Origin of the sequence: Salmonella sp. SJTUF15570, assembly GCF_043357055.1 — a bacterium.
GTDB lineage: Bacteria > Pseudomonadota > Gammaproteobacteria > Enterobacterales > Enterobacteriaceae > Salmonella > Salmonella enterica.
Window position 1 is genome coordinate 43,523 of record NZ_JBEUKJ010000014.1, and the last position, 17,297, is coordinate 60,819.

The following is a 17,297-nucleotide window of genomic DNA, read 5'->3' on the forward strand; positions in this document are numbered from 1 at the left end:
CGGAAGCTGTTCTGACTAAGGAGCATTTATGAGCAAAAGTGAACAGATATCCCATATGACCGACGTTATGGCCAAGTTTGTGGGATATACCGGCAAAGTTTTGCCTGATGATGTCACTGCAAAACTGGAAGATTTGCATAAGAAAGAGACCAGTAAACTGGCCGACGTCATCTTTACTACCATGATTGAGAACCAGCGTCTGGCGAAAGAGCTGGATCGACCTTCCTGCCAGGACACCGGTGTCATTCAGTTTCTGGTGGAGTGCGGGACGAACTTTCCGCTGATTGGCGAGCTGGAAGCGTTGTTGCGTGAGGCGGTGATCAAAGCAACTGTAGATTCTCCGCTGCGCCACAACAGCGTAGAAACTTTTGATGAATACAACACCGGTAAAAACGTGGGTAAAGGCACGCCGACGGTCTTCTGGGAGATCGTTCCCAATTCCGATCAGTGCAGCATTTATACCTATATGGCGGGCGGCGGTTGTTCTCTGCCGGGGAAAGCGATGGTGCTGATGCCGGGTGCAGGCTATGAAGGTGTGACCCGCTTTGTACTGGATGTGATGACCAGCTACGGCCTCAACGCGTGTCCGCCGCTGCTGGTTGGCGTGGGCGTAGCGACCTCTGTTGAAACGGCGGCACTGCTATCGAAAAAAGCGCTGATGCGTCCGATCGGTTCGCATAACGAGAATGAGCGTGCAGCCTCGCTGGAAAAAATGCTGGAAGAAGGCATTAACAAAATTGGCCTGGGGCCGCAGGGGATGTCCGGTAATACCTCCGTTATGGGCGTGAACATTGAAAACACCGCGCGTCATCCTTCTACCATCGGCGTGGCGGTAAACGTCGGCTGCTGGTCGCACCGTAAAGGGCATATCGTTTTCGATAAAGATTTGAATTACACCATTACGTCTCACAGCGGAGTGAATTTCTGATGACTAAAAAAATCCTGACTACGCCAATTAAAGATGAAGATTTAGCGGATATTAAGGCTGGCGATATTATTTATCTCAACGGTCATATTGTTACCTGCCGTGACGTAGCCCATCGCCGTTTAATTGAAGGTGGTCGCGAACTTCCGGTAGATGTTCGCGGCGGCGCTATTTTACACGCTGGCCCCATTGTCCGCCCAATTAAAGGCGAAGACGATAAGTTTGAAATGGTCTCCGTTGGACCAACCACCAGCATGCGTATGGAGAAATTCGAAAAAGAATTTATTGCGCAGACTGGCGTGAAATTAATTGTGGGTAAAGGCGGTATGGGTAAAGGTACCGAAGAGGGCTGTGCTGAACACAAAGCGCTGCACTGCGTATTCCCTGCCGGTTGTGCGGTTGTAGCCGCCGTGTGCGTGGAAGAAATTGAAGATGCCCAATGGCGCGATCTGGGGATGCCGGAAACTCTGTGGGTCTGTCGGGTTAAAGAGTTTGGCCCGCTGATTGTTTCTATTGATACCCATGGGAATAATCTGTTTGAACAGAACAAAATTATTTTTAATCAGCGTAAAGAGATCGTCGCTGATGAAATATGCCAGAACGTAAGTTTCATCAAATAAACCTGATTACGTAAATTGCACGATAATGGTGGTAATACGTTATGACGATAATAATAACCAAGGGCTCTGGCCGGGGGCGGCTCAGGGAAATCCACCCTTATTATTTCATCGTCATAAATAGCCCCATTATCGTGCCTCCTGCCTGAAGGCTATTTTATGACTAATGCAGCTCTGCTATTAGGTGAAGGCTTCACCCTGATGTTCCTCGGCATGGGGTTCGTGCTGGCGTTTCTGTTCCTGCTGATTTTCGCCATCCGCGGCATGTCTGCCGTGATTACTCGCTTCTTCCCGGAACCCGTCGCCGCGCCCGCACCGCGCGCCGTTCCCGTCGTGGACGACTTCACCCGCTTAAAGCCGGTGATTGCCGCCGCCATTCACCATCACCGCCTTAACGCTTAATTCCCGGAGGGATCCATGACCATTGCCATTACCGACGTCGTCCTGCGTGACGCCCACCAGTCCCTGTTCGCCACCCGCCTGCGCCTTGATGACATGCTGCCGATTGCCGCCGCGCTCGATGACGTGGGCTACGGCTCGCTGGAGTGCTGGGGCGGCGCCACCTTTGACGCCTGTATCCGCTTTCTCGGCGAAGACCCGTGGCTGCGCCTGCGCGAGCTTAAAAAGGCCATGCCCAAAACCCCGCTGCAGATGCTGCTGCGCGGCCAGAACCTGCTCGGCTACCGCCACTACGCCGATGACGTGGTGGAGCGCTTCGTCGAGCGCGCGGTGAAAAACGGCATGGACGTGTTCCGCGTCTTCGACGCCATGAACGACCCGCGTAATATGAAAGCCGCACTGCAGGCGGTGCGCAGCCACGGGGCACACGCCCAGGGCTCGCTCTCCTACACCACCAGCCCGGCGCACACCCTGCAGACCTGGCTGGATTTAACCGAACAGCTGTTAGAGACCGGCGTTGATTCCATCGCGATTAAGGATATGTCCGGCATTCTCACCCCGATGGCGGCGTATGAGCTGGTCAGCGAAATCAAAAAACGTTTTGAGGTGCGCCTGCACCTGCACTGTCATGCCACCACCGGGATGGCGGAGATGGCCCTGCTGAAGGCTATCGAGGCGGGTGTTGACGGCGTGGACACGGCGATTTCCTCCATGAGCGCCACCTACGGCCACCCGGCCACCGAAGCGCTGGTGGCGACGTTGGCAGGTACTGAGCACGACACCGGGCTGGATATCCTGAAGCTGGAGAGCATAGCGGCCTACTTCCGCGAGGTGCGCAAAAAGTACCACGCCTTTGAAGGCCAGCTGAAGGGCTACGACAGCCGTATCCTCGTGGCCCAGGTACCGGGCGGAATGCTCACCAACCTGGAAGGCCAGCTGAAGCAGCAGAACGCGGCGGACAGGCTGGACCAGGTGCTGGCGGAAATCCCCCGCGTGCGCGAGGACCTCGGCTTCATCCCGCTGGTGACCCCCACCTCACAGATTGTCGGCACCCAGGCGGTGCTCAACGTCCTGACCGGCGAGCGCTACAAAACCATCGCCAAAGAAACCGCCGGGATACTGAAGGGCGAATACGGCCACACTCCGGTGCCGGTCAACGCCGCGCTACAGGCCCGCGTGCTGGAAGGGGGCGCTCCGGTGACCTGCCGCCCGGCGGACCTGCTGAAGCCGGAGCTGGCTGAACTGGAAGCGGACGTCAGGCGCCAGGCGCAGGAGAAGGGCATCACTCTGGCGGGAAACGCCATTGACGACGTGCTCACCGTGGCGCTGTTCCCGCAGATTGGTCTCAAATTCCTTGAGAACCGCCATAACCCGGCGGCGTTTGAGCCACTGCCGCAGGCGGAAGCCGCGCAGCCTGCTGCTGCCCCGGCAAAAGCCGCTGCCTCCGGCGTCTACACCGTGGAAGTGGAAGGTAAGGCCTTTGTGGTGAAGGTCAGCGACGGCGGCGATATCAGCCAGCTGACCGCAGCCGTTCCTGCCTCCGCGCCAGCCGCTGCCGCTCCGGCAGGCGCCGGCACCCCGGTCACCGCGCCGCTGGCGGGCAACATCTGGAAGGTGATTGCCAGCGAGGGCCAGACGGTGGCCGAAGGCGACGTGCTGCTGATTCTGGAAGCCATGAAGATGGAAACCGAAATCCGCGCCGCGCAGGCCGGGACGGTACGCGGTATCGCGGTGAAGTCCGGGGACGCCGTCTCCGTGGGCGACACCCTGATGACGCTGGCGTAACGGAGAACTGAAATGGAAAGTCTGAACGCACTGCTTCAGGGCATGGGGCTGATGCACCTTGGCGCAGGCCAGGCCATCATGCTGCTGGTCAGCCTGCTGCTGCTGTGGCTGGCGATTGCGAAAAAGTTCGAACCGTTACTGCTGCTGCCGATTGGCTTCGGCGGCCTGCTCTCCAACATCCCGGAAGCGGGCATGGCGCTGACCGCGCTGGAAAGCCTGCTGGCGCACCACGACGCCGGGCAGCTGGCGGTGATTGCCGCGAAGCTGAACTGCGCGCCGGACGTGCATGCCATTAAAGAGGCGTTAGCGCTGGCGCTGCCCTCCGTCCAGAACCAGATGGAAAATCTGGCGGTGGACATGGGCTACACGCCTGGCGTACTGGCGCTGTTCTACAAAGTGGCGATTGGCTCCGGCGTCGCGCCGCTGGTCATCTTTATGGGCGTCGGCGCGATGACCGACTTCGGCCCGCTGCTGGCCAACCCGCGCACCCTGCTGCTCGGCGCGGCGGCGCAGTTCGGCATCTTCGCCACCGTGCTGGGGGCGCTGACGCTGAACTACTTCGGCCTGATTTCCTTCACCCTGCCGCAGGCGGCGGCCATCGGCATTATCGGCGGCGCGGACGGCCCGACGGCGATTTACCTGTCGGGCAAGCTGGCGCCGGAGCTGCTGGGGGCCATCGCGGTGGCGGCGTACTCGTATATGGCGCTGGTGCCGTTAATCCAGCCGCCGATTATGCGCGCGCTGACCAGCGAGAAAGAGCGGAAAATCCGCATGGTGCAGCTGCGCACGGTGAGTAAGCGGGAGAAGATTCTGTTCCCGGTGGTGCTGTTACTACTGGTGGCGCTGCTGCTGCCGGACGCCGCGCCGCTGCTGGGAATGTTCTGCTTTGGCAATCTGATGCGTGAAAGCGGCGTGGTGGAGCGTCTGAGCGACACGGTACAGAACGGGCTGATTAATATCGTCACCATTTTCCTCGGACTGTCGGTGGGCGCGAAGCTGGTCGCGGATAAGTTCCTGCAGCCGCAGACGCTGGGCATTCTGCTGCTGGGTGTGATTGCGTTCGGGATTGGGACGGCGGCCGGGGTGCTGATGGCGAAGCTGATGAACCTGTGCAGTAAGAACAAAATCAACCCGCTTATCGGTTCGGCGGGGGTGTCGGCAGTGCCGATGGCGGCCAGGGTGTCAAACAAGGTGGGCCTGGAGTCGGACGCACAGAACTTCCTGCTGATGCACGCGATGGGCCCGAACGTGGCGGGGGTTATCGGTTCGGCCATTGCCGCGGGCGTGATGCTGAAGTACGTGCTGGCAATGTAATCCAATCTAACCGGGGGCAGTGATTCTGCTCCCGCAAAATGAGGACACAGTAATGAGTGAAATGGTTGCGTTTCGGCAAGGTACATCCATGCCATCCAGAGAAACCATCTTGCGTTATGTTGTTGAGACGGTGAATCAGATAACTGAGCTTGAGCCAGCGCTGCATTTGCTGCCGTGGTCTGGCGTCAACTCAGCAATATATGAGCAACGTTTTGCACAGTGTTACGACGAGGGGCTTTGTGCCGCACAGACGTCGGCACCGAATGTTCCGCAGGGGATTCTGCCATCGACCGATTGGGCTCAGGGTATCGGGTTACTCTGTTTTGCCGCAGGGTATATGAGCGCAGGCGAGCGGCCATTAACACACAATCAGTTATGCGATTTCGTCAAACAGGCGGCTGTTGGTTTATCGCCGATTGAGGGGGAGGCGGCGAGCGGTTTCTCGACGGTACGTAGTATTGCATTACCCGTATTCAGGCGATTACAACGCGATGGTCACGCGTCTCGGATCCTGCTGTTACAAACGTTGCTGCATCTGATCGCCTGGAAAAGCGCATCGCAGTATGCGCGTCAACAGGCGCAACGACTGCTCTGGATGGGCGGCATTCTGGGGGAAGGGGGCGAGTCTGGCTTATTGGCACTCGATAAGGCGCTGCGTGAAGAGGCCGTCGGGGAGAAAAGTCTCCCCGCTCTGCTGATCTTCACGAGTTTCCTGGCGCATTTTCCGGCAGGGCCAGTCTTCATTGACTAGCTGTCGAACGACGCGGGCAAAAGCCGCGTCGTTTTAGTTCGACGCCGGGTATTCCTGCACCGTCACCTGGAACGTGAGCTGCTTATCATCCCGCATTACCACGACCGGAATGACGGAGCCCGGGCGAATTTCCGCCACCTGATCCATCGTCTCCAGCGCGGACACGGCGGGTTTATTATTGACCGAAATAATCAAATCATTAACCTGAATACCGGCAAGCGCGGCGGGGCCGTTTGGCGTCACTTCATTAACGACAATGCCCTGAATCGGGTCCATGCCGCTACCCTGCTGCGCGTGCAGCGGCGCGATTTCTCGTCCGCCAATACCGATATAGCCGCGAATCACGCGACCGTCGCGGATAAGCTTATCCATAATTTTCGTGGCTAGCTGGAAGGGAATCGCAAAACCAAGGCCTTCCGGCGTTTCGCCATCGTTACTCTTATCAAAAGAGAGGGTGTTGATCCCCATCAGTTCGCCTAACGAGTTGACCAGCGCGCCGCCGGAATTACCGTGGTTAATCGAGGCGTCGGTCTGGAGAAAATTCTGTCGCCCCGTCGGGTTCAGGCCGATACGACCCGTTGCGCTGATGATCCCCTGGGTGATGGTCTGTCCCAGATTATATGGGTTGCCGATAGCCAGTACGACGTCGCCAATATGCGGTGTACGCTTTGTATTAATCGGGATGGTAGGCAGCCCGCCAGTGGCGTTGATCTTCAGCACCGCCAGATCGGTAAGCGAATCGGAGCCAACCAGTAGCGCTTCAAAGACGCGGCCATCCTGTAGCGCGACGATAATCTGATCGGCATCGTTAATCACGTGCTTGTTGGTAATAATATAACCGCGTTGATCCATGATCACGCCGGAACCCAGCGTGCGGATCTCCAGTTGATTATGCGCGGTACTGTTCATACTGCGGTTATAGACGTTGACGACGGCAGGCGCGGCGCGGCGAACCGCAAAATTATAACTGGCTGGCGTCTCATCGGTACTGTCGAATTGCGGGACGGCGATAGGATTAATTTTGCGCAAAGAAGGCATGACGGCCAACAGAATAGCGCCGACAATTAAACCTATTGCGACCGAACGTAAGAGCTTCACAAACATGATGGAGGCGTCGTTAAAAAAGGGAACGGCAGCAGCATACCATGAGTTAACCGGACATCACATCGCAGGCTGATGCCCGGTTTAAGACAGGATTAGCGCAGCAATAGATAAATGTTCTCGTTGCCGCGTACTACCTGAAGAGCAATGATGGACGGTTTTGCCGCCATCACTTTGCGCATTTCGGCGATAGAACTGATGCGATCGCGGTTAACGCCGATGATAACATCATCTTTTTGCAAACCAGCCTGCGCGGCAGGACTGCTTTTTTCGACGCTATCAACCTTAACGCCTTTCGTCCCGTCTTTCAGCTGGCCGTCGCTCAACGTCGCGCCTTGCAACGCCGGGGCGATCATTTCGGCACTGGCGGAAGAAGAGGTATTGGAATCCAGCGTGACTTCCACCTCCAGCGGCTTACCATCGCGCAGCAGGCCCAGCTTCACTTTCGTGCCCGGTTCGGTGGTGGCGATACGTGAACGCAGTTCGGCAAAGCTATTCAGCGGCTTACCGTTAAGACTGATAATCACGTCTCCGGATTTCACCCCGGCCTTCGCCGAACCTGAATTGGGTAAAACCTCGCTGACAAAAGCGCCACGCTGAACGTTCAGTTTGAATGCCTTAGCGATATCAGCGGTCATTTCAGTGCCTTTAATTCCCAGCAATCCGCGTTTGATTTCGCCGAACTGAATCAACTGCTGCGCCAGCGTCTGCGCCATATTGGAAGGAATAGCAAAGCCAATGCCGATGCTCCCGCCCCCTGGCGCGAGGATCGCGGTATTAATCCCGATCAGCTCGCCGTTCAGGTTAAGCAGCGCGCCGCCGGAGTTGCCGCGGTTAATAGAGGCATCGGTTTGAATAAAGTTCTCAAGCCCTTCCAGATTAAGCCCGCTGCGTCCCAGCGCTGAAATAATCCCGGAGGTGGCGGTTTGCCCAAGGCCAAACGGATTACCGACCGCCACGGCGAAATCGCCGACGCGGAGTTTGTCGGAATCGGCGATGGCAATTTGCGTTAACTTGCTGGGATTCTGAATTTGTAACAGAGCGATATCGCTCTGGTCGTCGCCGCCGATCAGCTTCGCGTCGAATTCGCGTCCGTCATTCAGTTGAATACTGATCTTCTGTGCCTGATTAATCACATGATTATTGGTTAATACATAGCCTTTCGCGGCATCGATAATCACCCCCGAACCGAGTCCTTCAAACGGCTGGGACGGCTGGTCTGGCAGATCCTCGCCAAAGAATTTTTTAAACTCCTCCGGCACTTTTTGGCTCTGGGCGGCGGTTCCCTCGACTTTTACGCTGACGACAGCAGGCAGCACTTTCTCCAGCATAGGGGCAAGGCTTGGCAGCGTCGCCTGGCCTGGCACCTGGCCTGGTATCGATGCAAGGGCTGGAAACGGCGCCGAAAGAGTTAACCCGACACTTAACGCTAATGCACTTAACAGCTGGGTGTGTTTTTTCATGGATGCTGCTCTCGTACCTTGAATGAACGGATAGACAATTCAAAACAGATTGATGTTATTGAATTTTCAGCCTGGTAACAATGATAATAGCTGGGACAGGAAAGATAGAGAGAGGGCGCAAGCGATGCGCCCGATAAATTTCTTAACGGCGTGCGATTAATCGCGCTTTGCGCCGCTACGTAACAGGCCAGACGCGCCTTCAGAATAATCACGTGGCATTTGTACTGGCGCCTGATCGTTGCTCGCCTCAGACTCCGCCAGACGGTTACGGAACGGATTCGACTCCGCAGACATTTCCGGCAGCAGGCTGCTGGAGCTTTTCGCCATATGCTGATACAGCTGGCGATAATCATGCGCCATGGTATCCAGCAGTTCCGCGCTGCGGGCAAAGTGGCTAACCAGCTCTTCACGGTACTCTTCCAGCTCAGCTTTGTTTTTTTCCAGTTCGTACTGCAATGCCTGCTGTTGACGTAACTTACGATTACCAAAACGCATGGCCACGGCACCAATGATGATACCGACGACTAATCCAATTAGCGCATATTCCCAGGTCATGAACATCTCCCGTTGTCTTATGTTTCCGTAGGGTGTTGGCTCCAGGCTCCATGCCCGCGCCTGATTATGCCACTATAACCGCTAATTCCGTAGAAGTGGAATCCCGACAGCATATCGCGTAGTGTAGAACGGCCTTTTTTTCGTCAGCCGTGAACGACGGCACATCGATTTTCAAGGAATAACAATAACATTATGCAAAGCCTTTCCCCTACATCGCGTTATCTCCAGGCACTCAACGAAGGCACCCATCAGCCTGACGACGTACAGAAAGAGGCGGTCGACCGTCTGGAAACCCTTTATCAGGCGCTCACCGCGAAAAAATCGTCGGCTACGCCACCCGGCGGACTGATAGCGCGACTGGGGAAATTATTAGGCAAAAACGAACCGGACGCGCAAATACCGGTTCGCGGGCTGTATATGTGGGGGGGCGTGGGTCGCGGCAAAACCTGGCTCATGGATCTCTTCTACCACAGCCTGCCGGGTGAGCGAAAATTACGCCTGCATTTTCATCGGTTTATGCTGCGCGTGCATGAAGAACTTACCGCGCTACAGGGACAGATCGATCCGTTAGACATTATTGCCGATCGGTTTAAAACCGAGACGGACGTACTGTGTTTCGATGAGTTTTTCGTCACCGATATTACCGACGCCATGCTGCTGGGCGGTTTAATGAAAGCGCTGTTTGCACGCGGCATTACGCTGGTCGCGACCTCCAATATTCCGCCGGATGAACTCTACCGCAACGGTTTGCAACGCGCCCGCTTCCTGCCGGCTATCGATGCCATTAAACAGCACTGCGACATTATGAATGTGGACGCCGGCGTCGATTACCGACTGCGGACGCTGACGCAGGCCCATTTATGGCTAACGCCGCTTAATGATGAAACCCGGCGGCAAATGGATAAACTGTGGCTGGCGTTAGCGGGGGCCGCGCGCGAGCACGCTCCGACGCTGGAAATCAATCATCGCTCTTTATCCACCCTGGGCGTTGAAAACCAAACGTTAGCGGTCTCTTTCGCTACGCTGTGCGTCGAGGCCCGCAGCCAGCATGATTACATTGCGCTCTCAAGGTTATTTCACACGGTTCTGCTGTTTGACGTGCCGGTCATGACGCCGCTGATGGAGAACGAAGCGCGCCGCTTTATTGCGCTGGTGGATGAGTTTTACGAGCGCCACGTTAAGCTGGTGGTCAGCGCCGCCGCGCCGTTATATGAGATTTATCAGGGGGAGCGGCTCAAGTTTGAATTTCAACGCTGTCTGTCGCGCCTGCAAGAGATGCAGAGTGCGGAGTATCTCAAGCGGGAGCATATGCCGTAAGCCGGACAAGCGCAGCGCCCCGGCATTGTGCGGTATTATATCTGTGCAACCTCCCCGACCGAGGGTGAACCAGGCCTGAACAAAACCCGCGGCAAATCGCAAAAAGGGGTCGATCTTTGACCTGGACTTCTCTATAATCCTGCGACCCCACGTTACAAGAGAGTTTTTTCCCAAACTTTCTCTGTGCCGGCCAAACATATCCGAGGGGGTAGGTTTACCGGACTTTGTCGTGTGAACCTCAACTATTTAAACGTTTGGGTGTTCACCAACGTGTAACTTATTTATTTGGGTAAGCTTTTAATGAAAACTTTTACAGCTAAACCAGAAACCGTAAAACGCGACTGGTATGTTGTTGACGCGACCGGTAAAACTCTGGGCCGTCTGGCTACTGAACTGGCTCGTCGCCTGCGCGGTAAGCACAAAGCGGAATACACTCCGCACGTAGATACCGGTGATTACATCATCGTTCTGAACGCTGACAAAGTTGCTGTAACCGGCAACAAGCGTACTGACAAAGTGTACTATCACCACACCGGCCACATCGGTGGTATCAAACAAGCGACCTTTGAAGAGATGATTGCCCGCCGTCCTGAGCGTGTGATTGAAATCGCGGTTAAAGGCATGCTGCCAAAAGGCCCGCTGGGTCGTGCTATGTTCCGTAAACTGAAAGTTTACGCGGGCAACGAGCACAACCACGCGGCACAGCAACCGCAAGTTCTTGACATCTAATCGGGATTATAGGCAATGGCTGAAAATCAATACTACGGCACTGGTCGCCGCAAAAGTTCCGCAGCTCGCGTTTTCATCAAACCGGGCAACGGTAAAATCGTTATCAACCAACGTTCTCTGGAACAGTACTTCGGTCGTGAAACTGCCCGCATGGTAGTTCGTCAGCCGCTGGAACTGGTCGACATGGTTGAGAAACTGGATCTGTACATCACTGTTAAAGGTGGTGGTATCTCTGGTCAGGCTGGTGCGATCCGTCACGGTATCACCCGCGCTCTGATGGAGTACGACGAGTCCCTGCGTGGCGAACTGCGTAAAGCTGGCTTCGTTACTCGTGACGCTCGTCAGGTTGAACGTAAGAAAGTCGGCCTGCGTAAAGCACGTCGTCGTCCGCAGTTCTCCAAACGTTAATTGTTTTCTGCTTCGGCAGACAACTGTTAGCGAAAAAACCCGCTTCGGCGGGTTTTTTTATGGCTAAAGTCCGAATCCAGTCTCTTTTCCTCCCTATCTTTAGCATTATTCTCATCTTATTCATCTTTCATGCACGCTCAGAGAAAAGGAAGTCACAGTGGGATTTTTTAACGCATTGTTTACTAAGAAAGAGTCGTTAATGCTGTCGAATAAATGGGAATTCTTTATAACAACGGTGGATGACCATGTTACGGGGATACGTGTGGATATCGGCGCCATCCAGGATGAAAAATTTGATCGCCTTATCCATACCGGGTTCTTACGTGTTCATTACACCAACTGTTATGAAAATGGTTTGCCGCAGCCCGATGAAACACAGCGTTTAAATCGTATAGAGGACTGGCTTGATGAAAAGGGGAAGACGTTTCCGATCTGGCTGGTGGGTGTGGTTACCCAACAAGGCTGGCGCGATTTTGTGTTCATGTCGGAAGAGGATCTTAACTGGGAAAAGACGCTGGATAAATTGCTCGCTGGTGGCCCGGAAATCTCTTTTAGTTATAGAGAGAGTCACAATGATAAAGGAAACTTTTACCGCCAGTTCTTGTATCCAACCCGATACGACTGGAACTGGATACACGATTCCCGAGTGTGCCGGGGATTACAGGAACAAGGTGATGATCTGACGCTTCCGCGCGCTATTGATTATTATGCGACATTGCCTACAGAAGTCGCCGCGCGCGACCTGGCGCAAGATATTGCTGCATTACCGTATGGCATAACGCTGGTCAGTATTCGAATGAATGACCCGCAACAGGGGTTTATGGCGTCTTTTATCAGCACCGATGCTCCGCAACAATGGCATATGACAGAAATCACTTGCCAGCTTACCGATCTGGCTGAAAAACATGGCGGCAGTTTTGATGGCTGGGGCGCACCGGTAGTACAGGCATAACAGGCGAAAGACAATATCTCAGGTGGGGCGAGCATTTCAGACTAGGAATATCTCTTTTTCCTCATTTCCAGAATCGACTCACCACAAAGGTCACAAAATCTGGTAAACTATCATCCAATTTTCTGCCCAAATAGCGGGGAATGTTCATTTTTTGTCTCGTTTCTGAGCAATGATGGCTTTTTTCGCCCTGGGTGACATAACATCTGGCTGGTCACATTGTGGCTGGTAGCAGTAAAAATTCTGAATATACCTGGAGGTTTTCATGGCTGTCGCTGCCAACAAACGTTCGGTAATGACGCTGTTTTCTGGTCCTACTGACATCTATAGCCATCAGGTCCGCATTGTGTTGGCTGAAAAGGGTGTTAGTTTTGAGATCGAACATGTGGAAAAGGACAATCCACCTCAGGATCTGATTGACCTCAACCCGAATCAAAGCGTTCCGACACTGGTGGATCGTGAGCTGACCCTGTGGGAATCTCGCATCATTATGGAATATCTGGATGAGCGTTTCCCTCATCCGCCGCTGATGCCGGTTTATCCGGTCGCGCGCGGTGAAAGCCGTCTGTACATGCACCGTATTGAAAAAGACTGGTATACGCTGATGAACGTCATCGTAAACGGGTCTGCTTCCGAGGCCGACTCTGCGCGTAAACAACTGCGTGAAGAGCTGCTGGCGATTGCGCCGGTATTTGGTCAGAAACCGTATTTCCTGAGCGACGAATTCAGCCTGGTTGATTGCTACCTGGCGCCTCTCTTGTGGCGTTTACCGCAGTTGGGTATTGAATTCAGCGGCGCAGGGGCGAAAGAGCTGAAAGGCTATATGACCCGCGTCTTTGAACGTGATTCTTTCCTGGCTTCTTTAACCGAAGCTGAACGTGAAATGCGCCTCGGTCGGGGTTAACCTGTATGGATTTGTCACAGTTGACGCCGCGTCGTCCCTATCTGTTGCGTGCTTTCTACGAGTGGTTGCTGGATAACCAGTTGACCCCGCATCTGGTGGTGGATGTGATGCTGCCTGGCGTGCATGTCCCTATGGAATATGCGCGCGATGGGCAAATCGTCCTCAATATTGCGCCGCGGGCGGTAGGTAATCTGGAGCTGTCTAATGATGAAGTGCGTTTTAATGCGCGCTTCGGCGGCGTTCCCCGTCAGGTTTCTGTGCCTTTGGCTGCGGTGCTGGCGATTTACGCCCGTGAAAACGGCGCAGGCACCATGTTTGAGCCTGAAGCCGCCTATGATGAAGACGTTGTCAGCTTAAATGATGATGACAATACCGCAGGCGCGGAAAGCGAGACCGTGATGTCCGTCATTGATGGCGATAAGCCCGACCACGATGACGACAGTAGTCCTGATGACGAGCCGCCTCCGCCGCGTGGCGGACGTCCGGCGCTGCGTGTAGTAAAATAATCAACAGGCCCTGAAGGGCCTGTTTTGTTTGGCCTCCTCGCGGGTTCACCCTGCTTTTGAAGCTGTGTTACGATAAGCTTGCTATTATTTGCCACCGACCACTCATGAATGGACGTTATGAACGCATTTGATTCGCAAGCAGAAGATTCACCGACATCCCTCGGGCGTAGTTTGCGCCGCCGCCCGCTGGCGCGTAAAAAACTGTCTGAAATGGTTGAGGAAGAGCTGGAGCAGATGATCCGCCGTCATGAGTTTGGCGAGGGAGAACAGCTACCGTCTGAACGTGAATTAATGGCCTTCTTCAATGTAGGACGTCCCTCCGTGCGTGAAGCGTTAGCTGCGCTGAAGCGTAAAGGTCTGGTGCAAATCAATAACGGCGAACGCGCCCGCGTCTCGCGCCCCTCTGCTGATACCATCATCAGTGAACTGTCGGGTATGGCGAAAGATTTTCTTACTCATCCTGGCGGCATCGCTCACTTTGAACAGCTACGGCTTTTCTTTGAATCCAGCCTGGTACGCTATGCGGCGGAACATGCCACCGACGAGCAGATCGCGTTGTTAACGAAAGCGCTGGAAATTAATAGCCAGTCGCTGGATGACAATGCGCTGTTTATTCGTTCGGATGTCGAGTTTCACCGGGTGCTGGCTGAAATTCCCGGCAATCCGATCTTTATGGCTATTCATGTTGCTCTGCTGGACTGGCTAATCGCCGCTCGCCCAAGCGTTCCCGATCGTGAGCTGCATGAACATAATAACGTGAGTTATCAACAGCATATTGTGATTGTTGATGCCATTCGCCAGCGAGATCCCGATAAAGCGGATCGCGCTCTGCAAACCCACCTCAATAGCGTTTCCGCTACCTGGCACGCGCTCGGTAAAAAAAGTCAAAAAATGCGGTAGCGATCGCGCCTCCGATCCCAGTTTAGTGAAGCAGATCGCACTATAAGCGTTCTGTATTATTTGCTGCTTATTTGATCTGGTATAACAGGTATAAAGGTAGGTAGTTAATATATTCATCATCCGTAGAGGTAGGTATGGCAAAAGCATTGCAAGGCGTAATGGCGGCGTTGTTGACCCCATTTGATCATCAGCAGCAACTGGATAGCGAAAGCCTGCGCCGTCTGGTGCGTTTTAACATCGGGCAGGGTATCGACGGGCTGTACGTTGGCGGTTCCACCGGGGAAGCATTCGTACAGAGCCTTGCTGAAAGAGAGCAGGTACTGGAGATTGTCGCCGAAGAGGCGAAGGGAAAAATCACGCTGATCGCCCATGTCGGGACGGTAAGCACCGCAGAAAGCCAGCAGCTTGCCAGCGCCGCAAAGCGTTACGGTTTTGATGCGGTCTCTGCGGTGACGCCTTTTTATTACCCTTTCAGTTTTGAAGAGCACTGTGACCATTATCGGGCAATCATTGATTCCGCAGATGGATTGCCGATGGTGGTATACAACATTCCGGCGTTAAGCGGTGTAAAACTTACCCTCGATCAGATCAATACGCTGGTGACATTACCGGGCGTGAGCGCGCTGAAGCAAACCTCCGGCGATCTCTTCCAGATGGAGCAGATCCGCCGCGCGCATCCGGATCTGGTGCTGTACAACGGTTATGACGAAATCTTCGCTTCCGGCCTGCTGGCGGGCGCGGACGGCGGTATCGGCAGCACATACAACATTATGGGCTGGCGTTACCAGGGGATTGTGCAGGCATTACGTGAGGGCGATGTGGCGAAAGCGCAGCGTCTGCAAACCGAGTGCAATAAGGTTATTGATTTACTGATTAAAACCGGCGTATTCCGCGGCCTGAAAACGGTCCTGCATTATATGGACGTGGTATCGGTGCCGCTGTGTCGTAAACCGTTTGCGCCTGTTGATGAAAAATATCTGCCGGCGCTCAAGGCGCTGGCGCAACAACTGATGGAAGAAAAGGCGTAACAGCATAATGCCGGGGGCGCTACGCTTGCCCGGCCTACAACAGTGCGAACAGTAGGCCGGATAAGGCGGAGCCGCCATTCGGCATAACGACAACAAAAATCGTCGGGAGAGTAAAATGAGTACTTCTACCCAGAACATCCCGTGGTATCGCCATCTCAACCGGGCGCAATGGCGGGCATTTTCCGCTGCCTGGTTGGGATATCTGCTTGATGGTTTTGATTTTGTGTTAATTGCTCTTGTACTGACTGAGGTACAAAGCGAATTTGGGCTGACGACGGTACAGGCGGCAAGCCTGATTTCTGCGGCTTTTATCTCTCGCTGGTTCGGCGGGTTATTACTGGGCGCGATGGGCGATCGCTATGGGCGTCGTCTGGCGATGGTCAGCAGCATCATTCTGTTTTCGGTGGGAACCCTGGCCTGCGGGTTTGCGCCCGGTTACACCACCATGTTCATCGCCCGACTGGTGATTGGTATGGGCATGGCGGGCGAATATGGTTCCAGCGCGACCTATGTAATCGAAAGCTGGCCAAAACATTTACGCAATAAAGCCAGCGGTTTTCTGATTTCCGGCTTCTCCGTCGGCGCGGTCGTTGCCGCGCAGGTGTACAGCCTGGTGGTGCCTGTCTGGGGCTGGCGCGCGCTGTTTTTCATTGGCATTTTGCCAATTATCTTCGCCCTCTGGCTGCGGAAAAACATTCCGGAAGCGGAAGACTGGAAAGAGAAACACGCGGGTAAAGCGCCGGTACGTACGATGGTCGACATTCTTTATCGGGGCGAACATCGCATCATCAACATTTTAATGACCTTCGCCGCCGCCGCTGCGCTGTGGTTCTGTTTTGCCGGTAACCTACAAAATGCTGCGATTGTGGCGGGGCTGGGACTACTGTGCGCGGTTATCTTTATCAGCTTTATGGTGCAGAGCAGCGGTAAACGCTGGCCCACTGGCGTCATGCTGATGCTGGTGGTACTGTTTGCTTTCCTCTATTCCTGGCCGATTCAGGCGCTATTACCCACTTATCTGAAAACTGAGCTGGCCTACGATCCGCATACGGTGGCGAATGTCCTGTTCTTTAGCGGATTTGGCGCGGCGGTTGGTTGCTGCGTAGGCGGTTTTCTTGGCGACTGGCTGGGAACGCGTAAAGCATATGTCTGTAGCCTGCTGGCCTCGCAAATCCTCATTATTCCGGTCTTTGCGATTGGCGGCACAAACGTCTGGGTTCTGGGTCTGCTACTGTTTTTCCAACAGATGTTGGGGCAGGGGATTGCCGGGATTCTACCGAAACTGATCGGCGGTTACTTCGATACCGATCAGCGCGCGGCGGGGCTGGGCTTTACTTATAACGTCGGCGCGCTCGGCGGCGCGCTGGCACCGATCCTGGGAGCGCTGATCGCTCAACGTCTGGATCTGGGCACTGCGCTGGCATCGCTCTCTTTCAGCCTGACGTTTGTCGTGATCCTGCTTATTGGGCTTGATATGCCGTCTCGCGTACAGCGTTGGCTACGTCCGGAAGCGTTACGCACCCATGATGCTATCGACGACAAACCGTTCAGCGGAGCCGTACCGCTTGGCAGTGGTAAAGGTGCCTTTGTAAAAACGAAAAGTTAATCCGCTTGCCCGGTTTTAAACCGGGCAATATTTGTAAGGG

General features: G+C 54.6%; 18 protein-coding genes. 15 read left to right on the forward strand and 3 right to left on the reverse strand.

The features are described from left to right. Window positions 1-28 precede the first annotated feature (28 nt). The 6 genes from ttdA to ABVN44_RS21200 all read left to right on the forward strand — a co-directional run bounded on the left by ttdA (window position 29) and on the right by ABVN44_RS21200 (window position 5,791). Window positions 29-928, forward strand: a complete 900-nt coding sequence (ttdA, locus tag ABVN44_RS21175; protein ID WP_000045350.1) for a L(+)-tartrate dehydratase subunit alpha — start codon at window positions 29-31, stop codon at window positions 926-928. After that, complete coding sequence (gene ttdB, locus ABVN44_RS21180) at window positions 928-1,545, forward strand: L(+)-tartrate dehydratase subunit beta (protein WP_000162405.1); 618 nt, start codon at window positions 928-930, stop codon at window positions 1,543-1,545. The genes ttdA and ttdB overlap by 1 nt, the downstream gene beginning before the upstream one ends. A gap of 156 nt (window positions 1,546-1,701) precedes the next feature. Then, a complete protein-coding gene (locus ABVN44_RS21185; protein ID WP_000180123.1) occupies window positions 1,702-1,944 on the forward strand; it encodes an oxaloacetate decarboxylase subunit gamma in 243 nt (80 codons plus the stop codon). A gap of 15 nt (window positions 1,945-1,959) precedes the next feature. After that, on the forward strand, window positions 1,960-3,726 hold the full coding sequence (oadA, locus tag ABVN44_RS21190) for a sodium-extruding oxaloacetate decarboxylase subunit alpha (RefSeq protein WP_052895293.1): 1,767 nt from the start codon (window positions 1,960-1,962) through the stop codon (window positions 3,724-3,726). Between the two features lie 12 nt (window positions 3,727-3,738). Next, window positions 3,739-5,040 (forward strand): oxalacetate decarboxylase subunit beta, encoded by a 1,302-nt coding sequence (locus ABVN44_RS21195; RefSeq protein WP_023232442.1) that lies wholly within the window; start codon window positions 3,739-3,741, stop codon window positions 5,038-5,040. Window positions 5,041-5,059: 19 nt separating this feature from the next. Further along, window positions 5,060-5,791 carry a triphosphoribosyl-dephospho-CoA synthase gene (locus tag ABVN44_RS21200; RefSeq protein ID WP_023232443.1) on the forward strand — a complete coding sequence of 244 codons (732 nt, stop codon included), beginning with the start codon at window positions 5,060-5,062 and terminating at the stop codon, window positions 5,789-5,791. A 33-nt stretch (window positions 5,792-5,824) separates the two neighbouring features. On the opposite strand, the gene degS is transcribed toward ABVN44_RS21200, so the two are convergent. The 3 genes from degS to zapG form a co-directional block, all read right to left on the reverse strand. Beyond that, the gene (degS, locus tag ABVN44_RS21205; RefSeq protein ID WP_000497705.1) at window positions 5,825-6,895 is read right to left on the reverse strand and encodes an outer membrane-stress sensor serine endopeptidase DegS; all 1,071 of its coding nucleotides are present in this window, start codon (window positions 6,893-6,895) and stop codon (window positions 5,825-5,827) included. A gap of 92 nt (window positions 6,896-6,987) precedes the next feature. After that, window positions 6,988-8,355 (reverse strand): serine endoprotease DegQ, encoded by a 1,368-nt coding sequence (degQ, locus tag ABVN44_RS21210; RefSeq protein WP_000716690.1) that lies wholly within the window; start codon window positions 8,353-8,355, stop codon window positions 6,988-6,990. Between the two features lie 156 nt (window positions 8,356-8,511). Then, complete coding sequence (zapG, locus tag ABVN44_RS21215; protein WP_001519074.1) at window positions 8,512-8,910, reverse strand: Z-ring associated protein ZapG; 399 nt, start codon at window positions 8,908-8,910, stop codon at window positions 8,512-8,514. Window positions 8,911-9,102: 192 nt separating this feature from the next. Here zapG and zapE point away from each other — a divergent pair, with 192 nt between their 5' ends. The 9 genes from zapE (at window position 9,103) to nanT (ending at window position 17,257) form a co-directional block, all read left to right on the forward strand. Further along, a complete protein-coding gene (zapE, locus tag ABVN44_RS21220) occupies window positions 9,103-10,227 on the forward strand; it encodes a cell division protein ZapE (protein ID WP_001191222.1) in 1,125 nt (374 codons plus the stop codon). Window positions 10,228-10,527: 300 nt separating this feature from the next. Continuing rightward, window positions 10,528-10,956, forward strand: coding sequence for a 50S ribosomal protein L13 (gene rplM / locus ABVN44_RS21225; protein WP_000847559.1), 429 nt, complete (start codon window positions 10,528-10,530; stop codon window positions 10,954-10,956). 15 nt (window positions 10,957-10,971) lie between these two features. Then, entirely contained in the window at window positions 10,972-11,364 is a 393-nt protein-coding gene (gene rpsI / locus ABVN44_RS21230; protein ID WP_000829815.1) for a 30S ribosomal protein S9, read from the forward strand. Between the two features lie 199 nt (window positions 11,365-11,563). Further along, window positions 11,564-12,316: a DUF695 domain-containing protein gene (locus tag ABVN44_RS21235; protein WP_000950539.1), complete on the forward strand. Its 753-nt coding sequence runs from the start codon at window positions 11,564-11,566 to the stop codon at window positions 12,314-12,316. Between the two features lie 262 nt (window positions 12,317-12,578). Beyond that, window positions 12,579-13,217: a stringent starvation protein SspA gene (sspA, locus tag ABVN44_RS21240; RefSeq protein WP_000257298.1), complete on the forward strand. Its 639-nt coding sequence runs from the start codon at window positions 12,579-12,581 to the stop codon at window positions 13,215-13,217. A 5-nt stretch (window positions 13,218-13,222) separates the two neighbouring features. Beyond that, window positions 13,223-13,723 carry a ClpXP protease specificity-enhancing factor gene (gene sspB / locus ABVN44_RS21245; RefSeq protein ID WP_000366112.1) on the forward strand — a complete coding sequence of 167 codons (501 nt, stop codon included), beginning with the start codon at window positions 13,223-13,225 and terminating at the stop codon, window positions 13,721-13,723. Between the two features lie 108 nt (window positions 13,724-13,831). After that, window positions 13,832-14,623, forward strand: coding sequence for a transcriptional regulator NanR (nanR, locus tag ABVN44_RS21250; protein WP_000382926.1), 792 nt, complete (start codon window positions 13,832-13,834; stop codon window positions 14,621-14,623). Between the two features lie 134 nt (window positions 14,624-14,757). Continuing rightward, window positions 14,758-15,651 carry an N-acetylneuraminate lyase gene (gene nanA / locus ABVN44_RS21255; RefSeq protein ID WP_001029667.1) on the forward strand — a complete coding sequence of 298 codons (894 nt, stop codon included), beginning with the start codon at window positions 14,758-14,760 and terminating at the stop codon, window positions 15,649-15,651. A 115-nt stretch (window positions 15,652-15,766) separates the two neighbouring features. After that, complete coding sequence (nanT, locus tag ABVN44_RS21260; RefSeq protein WP_000108071.1) at window positions 15,767-17,257, forward strand: sialic acid transporter NanT; 1,491 nt, start codon at window positions 15,767-15,769, stop codon at window positions 17,255-17,257. The last annotated feature ends 40 nt before the right edge of the window (window positions 17,258-17,297 follow it).

Excerpts from the sequence above, each read along its gene's own strand:
- ttdA (WP_000045350.1), top strand. The coding sequence starts at position 29 with ATGAGCAAAAGTGAACAGATATCCCATATGACCGACGTTATGGCCAAG.
- ttdB (WP_000162405.1), top strand. The coding sequence starts at position 928 with ATGACTAAAAAAATCCTGACTACGCCAATTAAAGATGAAGATTTAGCG.
- ABVN44_RS21185 (WP_000180123.1), top strand. The coding sequence starts at position 1,702 with ATGACTAATGCAGCTCTGCTATTAGGTGAAGGCTTCACCCTGATGTTC.
- oadA (WP_052895293.1), top strand. The coding sequence starts at position 1,960 with ATGACCATTGCCATTACCGACGTCGTCCTGCGTGACGCCCACCAGTCC.
- ABVN44_RS21195 (WP_023232442.1), top strand. The coding sequence starts at position 3,739 with ATGGAAAGTCTGAACGCACTGCTTCAGGGCATGGGGCTGATGCACCTT.
- degS (WP_000497705.1), bottom strand. The coding sequence starts at position 6,895 with ATGTTTGTGAAGCTCTTACGTTCGGTCGCAATAGGTTTAATTGTCGGC.
- degQ (WP_000716690.1), bottom strand. The coding sequence starts at position 8,355 with ATGAAAAAACACACCCAGCTGTTAAGTGCATTAGCGTTAAGTGTCGGG.
- zapG (WP_001519074.1), bottom strand. The coding sequence starts at position 8,910 with ATGACCTGGGAATATGCGCTAATTGGATTAGTCGTCGGTATCATCATT.
- zapE (WP_001191222.1), top strand. The coding sequence starts at position 9,103 with ATGCAAAGCCTTTCCCCTACATCGCGTTATCTCCAGGCACTCAACGAA.
- rplM (WP_000847559.1), top strand. The coding sequence starts at position 10,528 with ATGAAAACTTTTACAGCTAAACCAGAAACCGTAAAACGCGACTGGTAT.
- rpsI (WP_000829815.1), top strand. The coding sequence starts at position 10,972 with ATGGCTGAAAATCAATACTACGGCACTGGTCGCCGCAAAAGTTCCGCA.
- ABVN44_RS21235 (WP_000950539.1), top strand. The coding sequence starts at position 11,564 with ATGCTGTCGAATAAATGGGAATTCTTTATAACAACGGTGGATGACCAT.
- sspA (WP_000257298.1), top strand. The coding sequence starts at position 12,579 with ATGGCTGTCGCTGCCAACAAACGTTCGGTAATGACGCTGTTTTCTGGT.
- sspB (WP_000366112.1), top strand. The coding sequence starts at position 13,223 with ATGGATTTGTCACAGTTGACGCCGCGTCGTCCCTATCTGTTGCGTGCT.
- nanR (WP_000382926.1), top strand. The coding sequence starts at position 13,832 with ATGGACGTTATGAACGCATTTGATTCGCAAGCAGAAGATTCACCGACA.
- nanA (WP_001029667.1), top strand. The coding sequence starts at position 14,758 with ATGGCAAAAGCATTGCAAGGCGTAATGGCGGCGTTGTTGACCCCATTT.
- nanT (WP_000108071.1), top strand. The coding sequence starts at position 15,767 with ATGAGTACTTCTACCCAGAACATCCCGTGGTATCGCCATCTCAACCGG.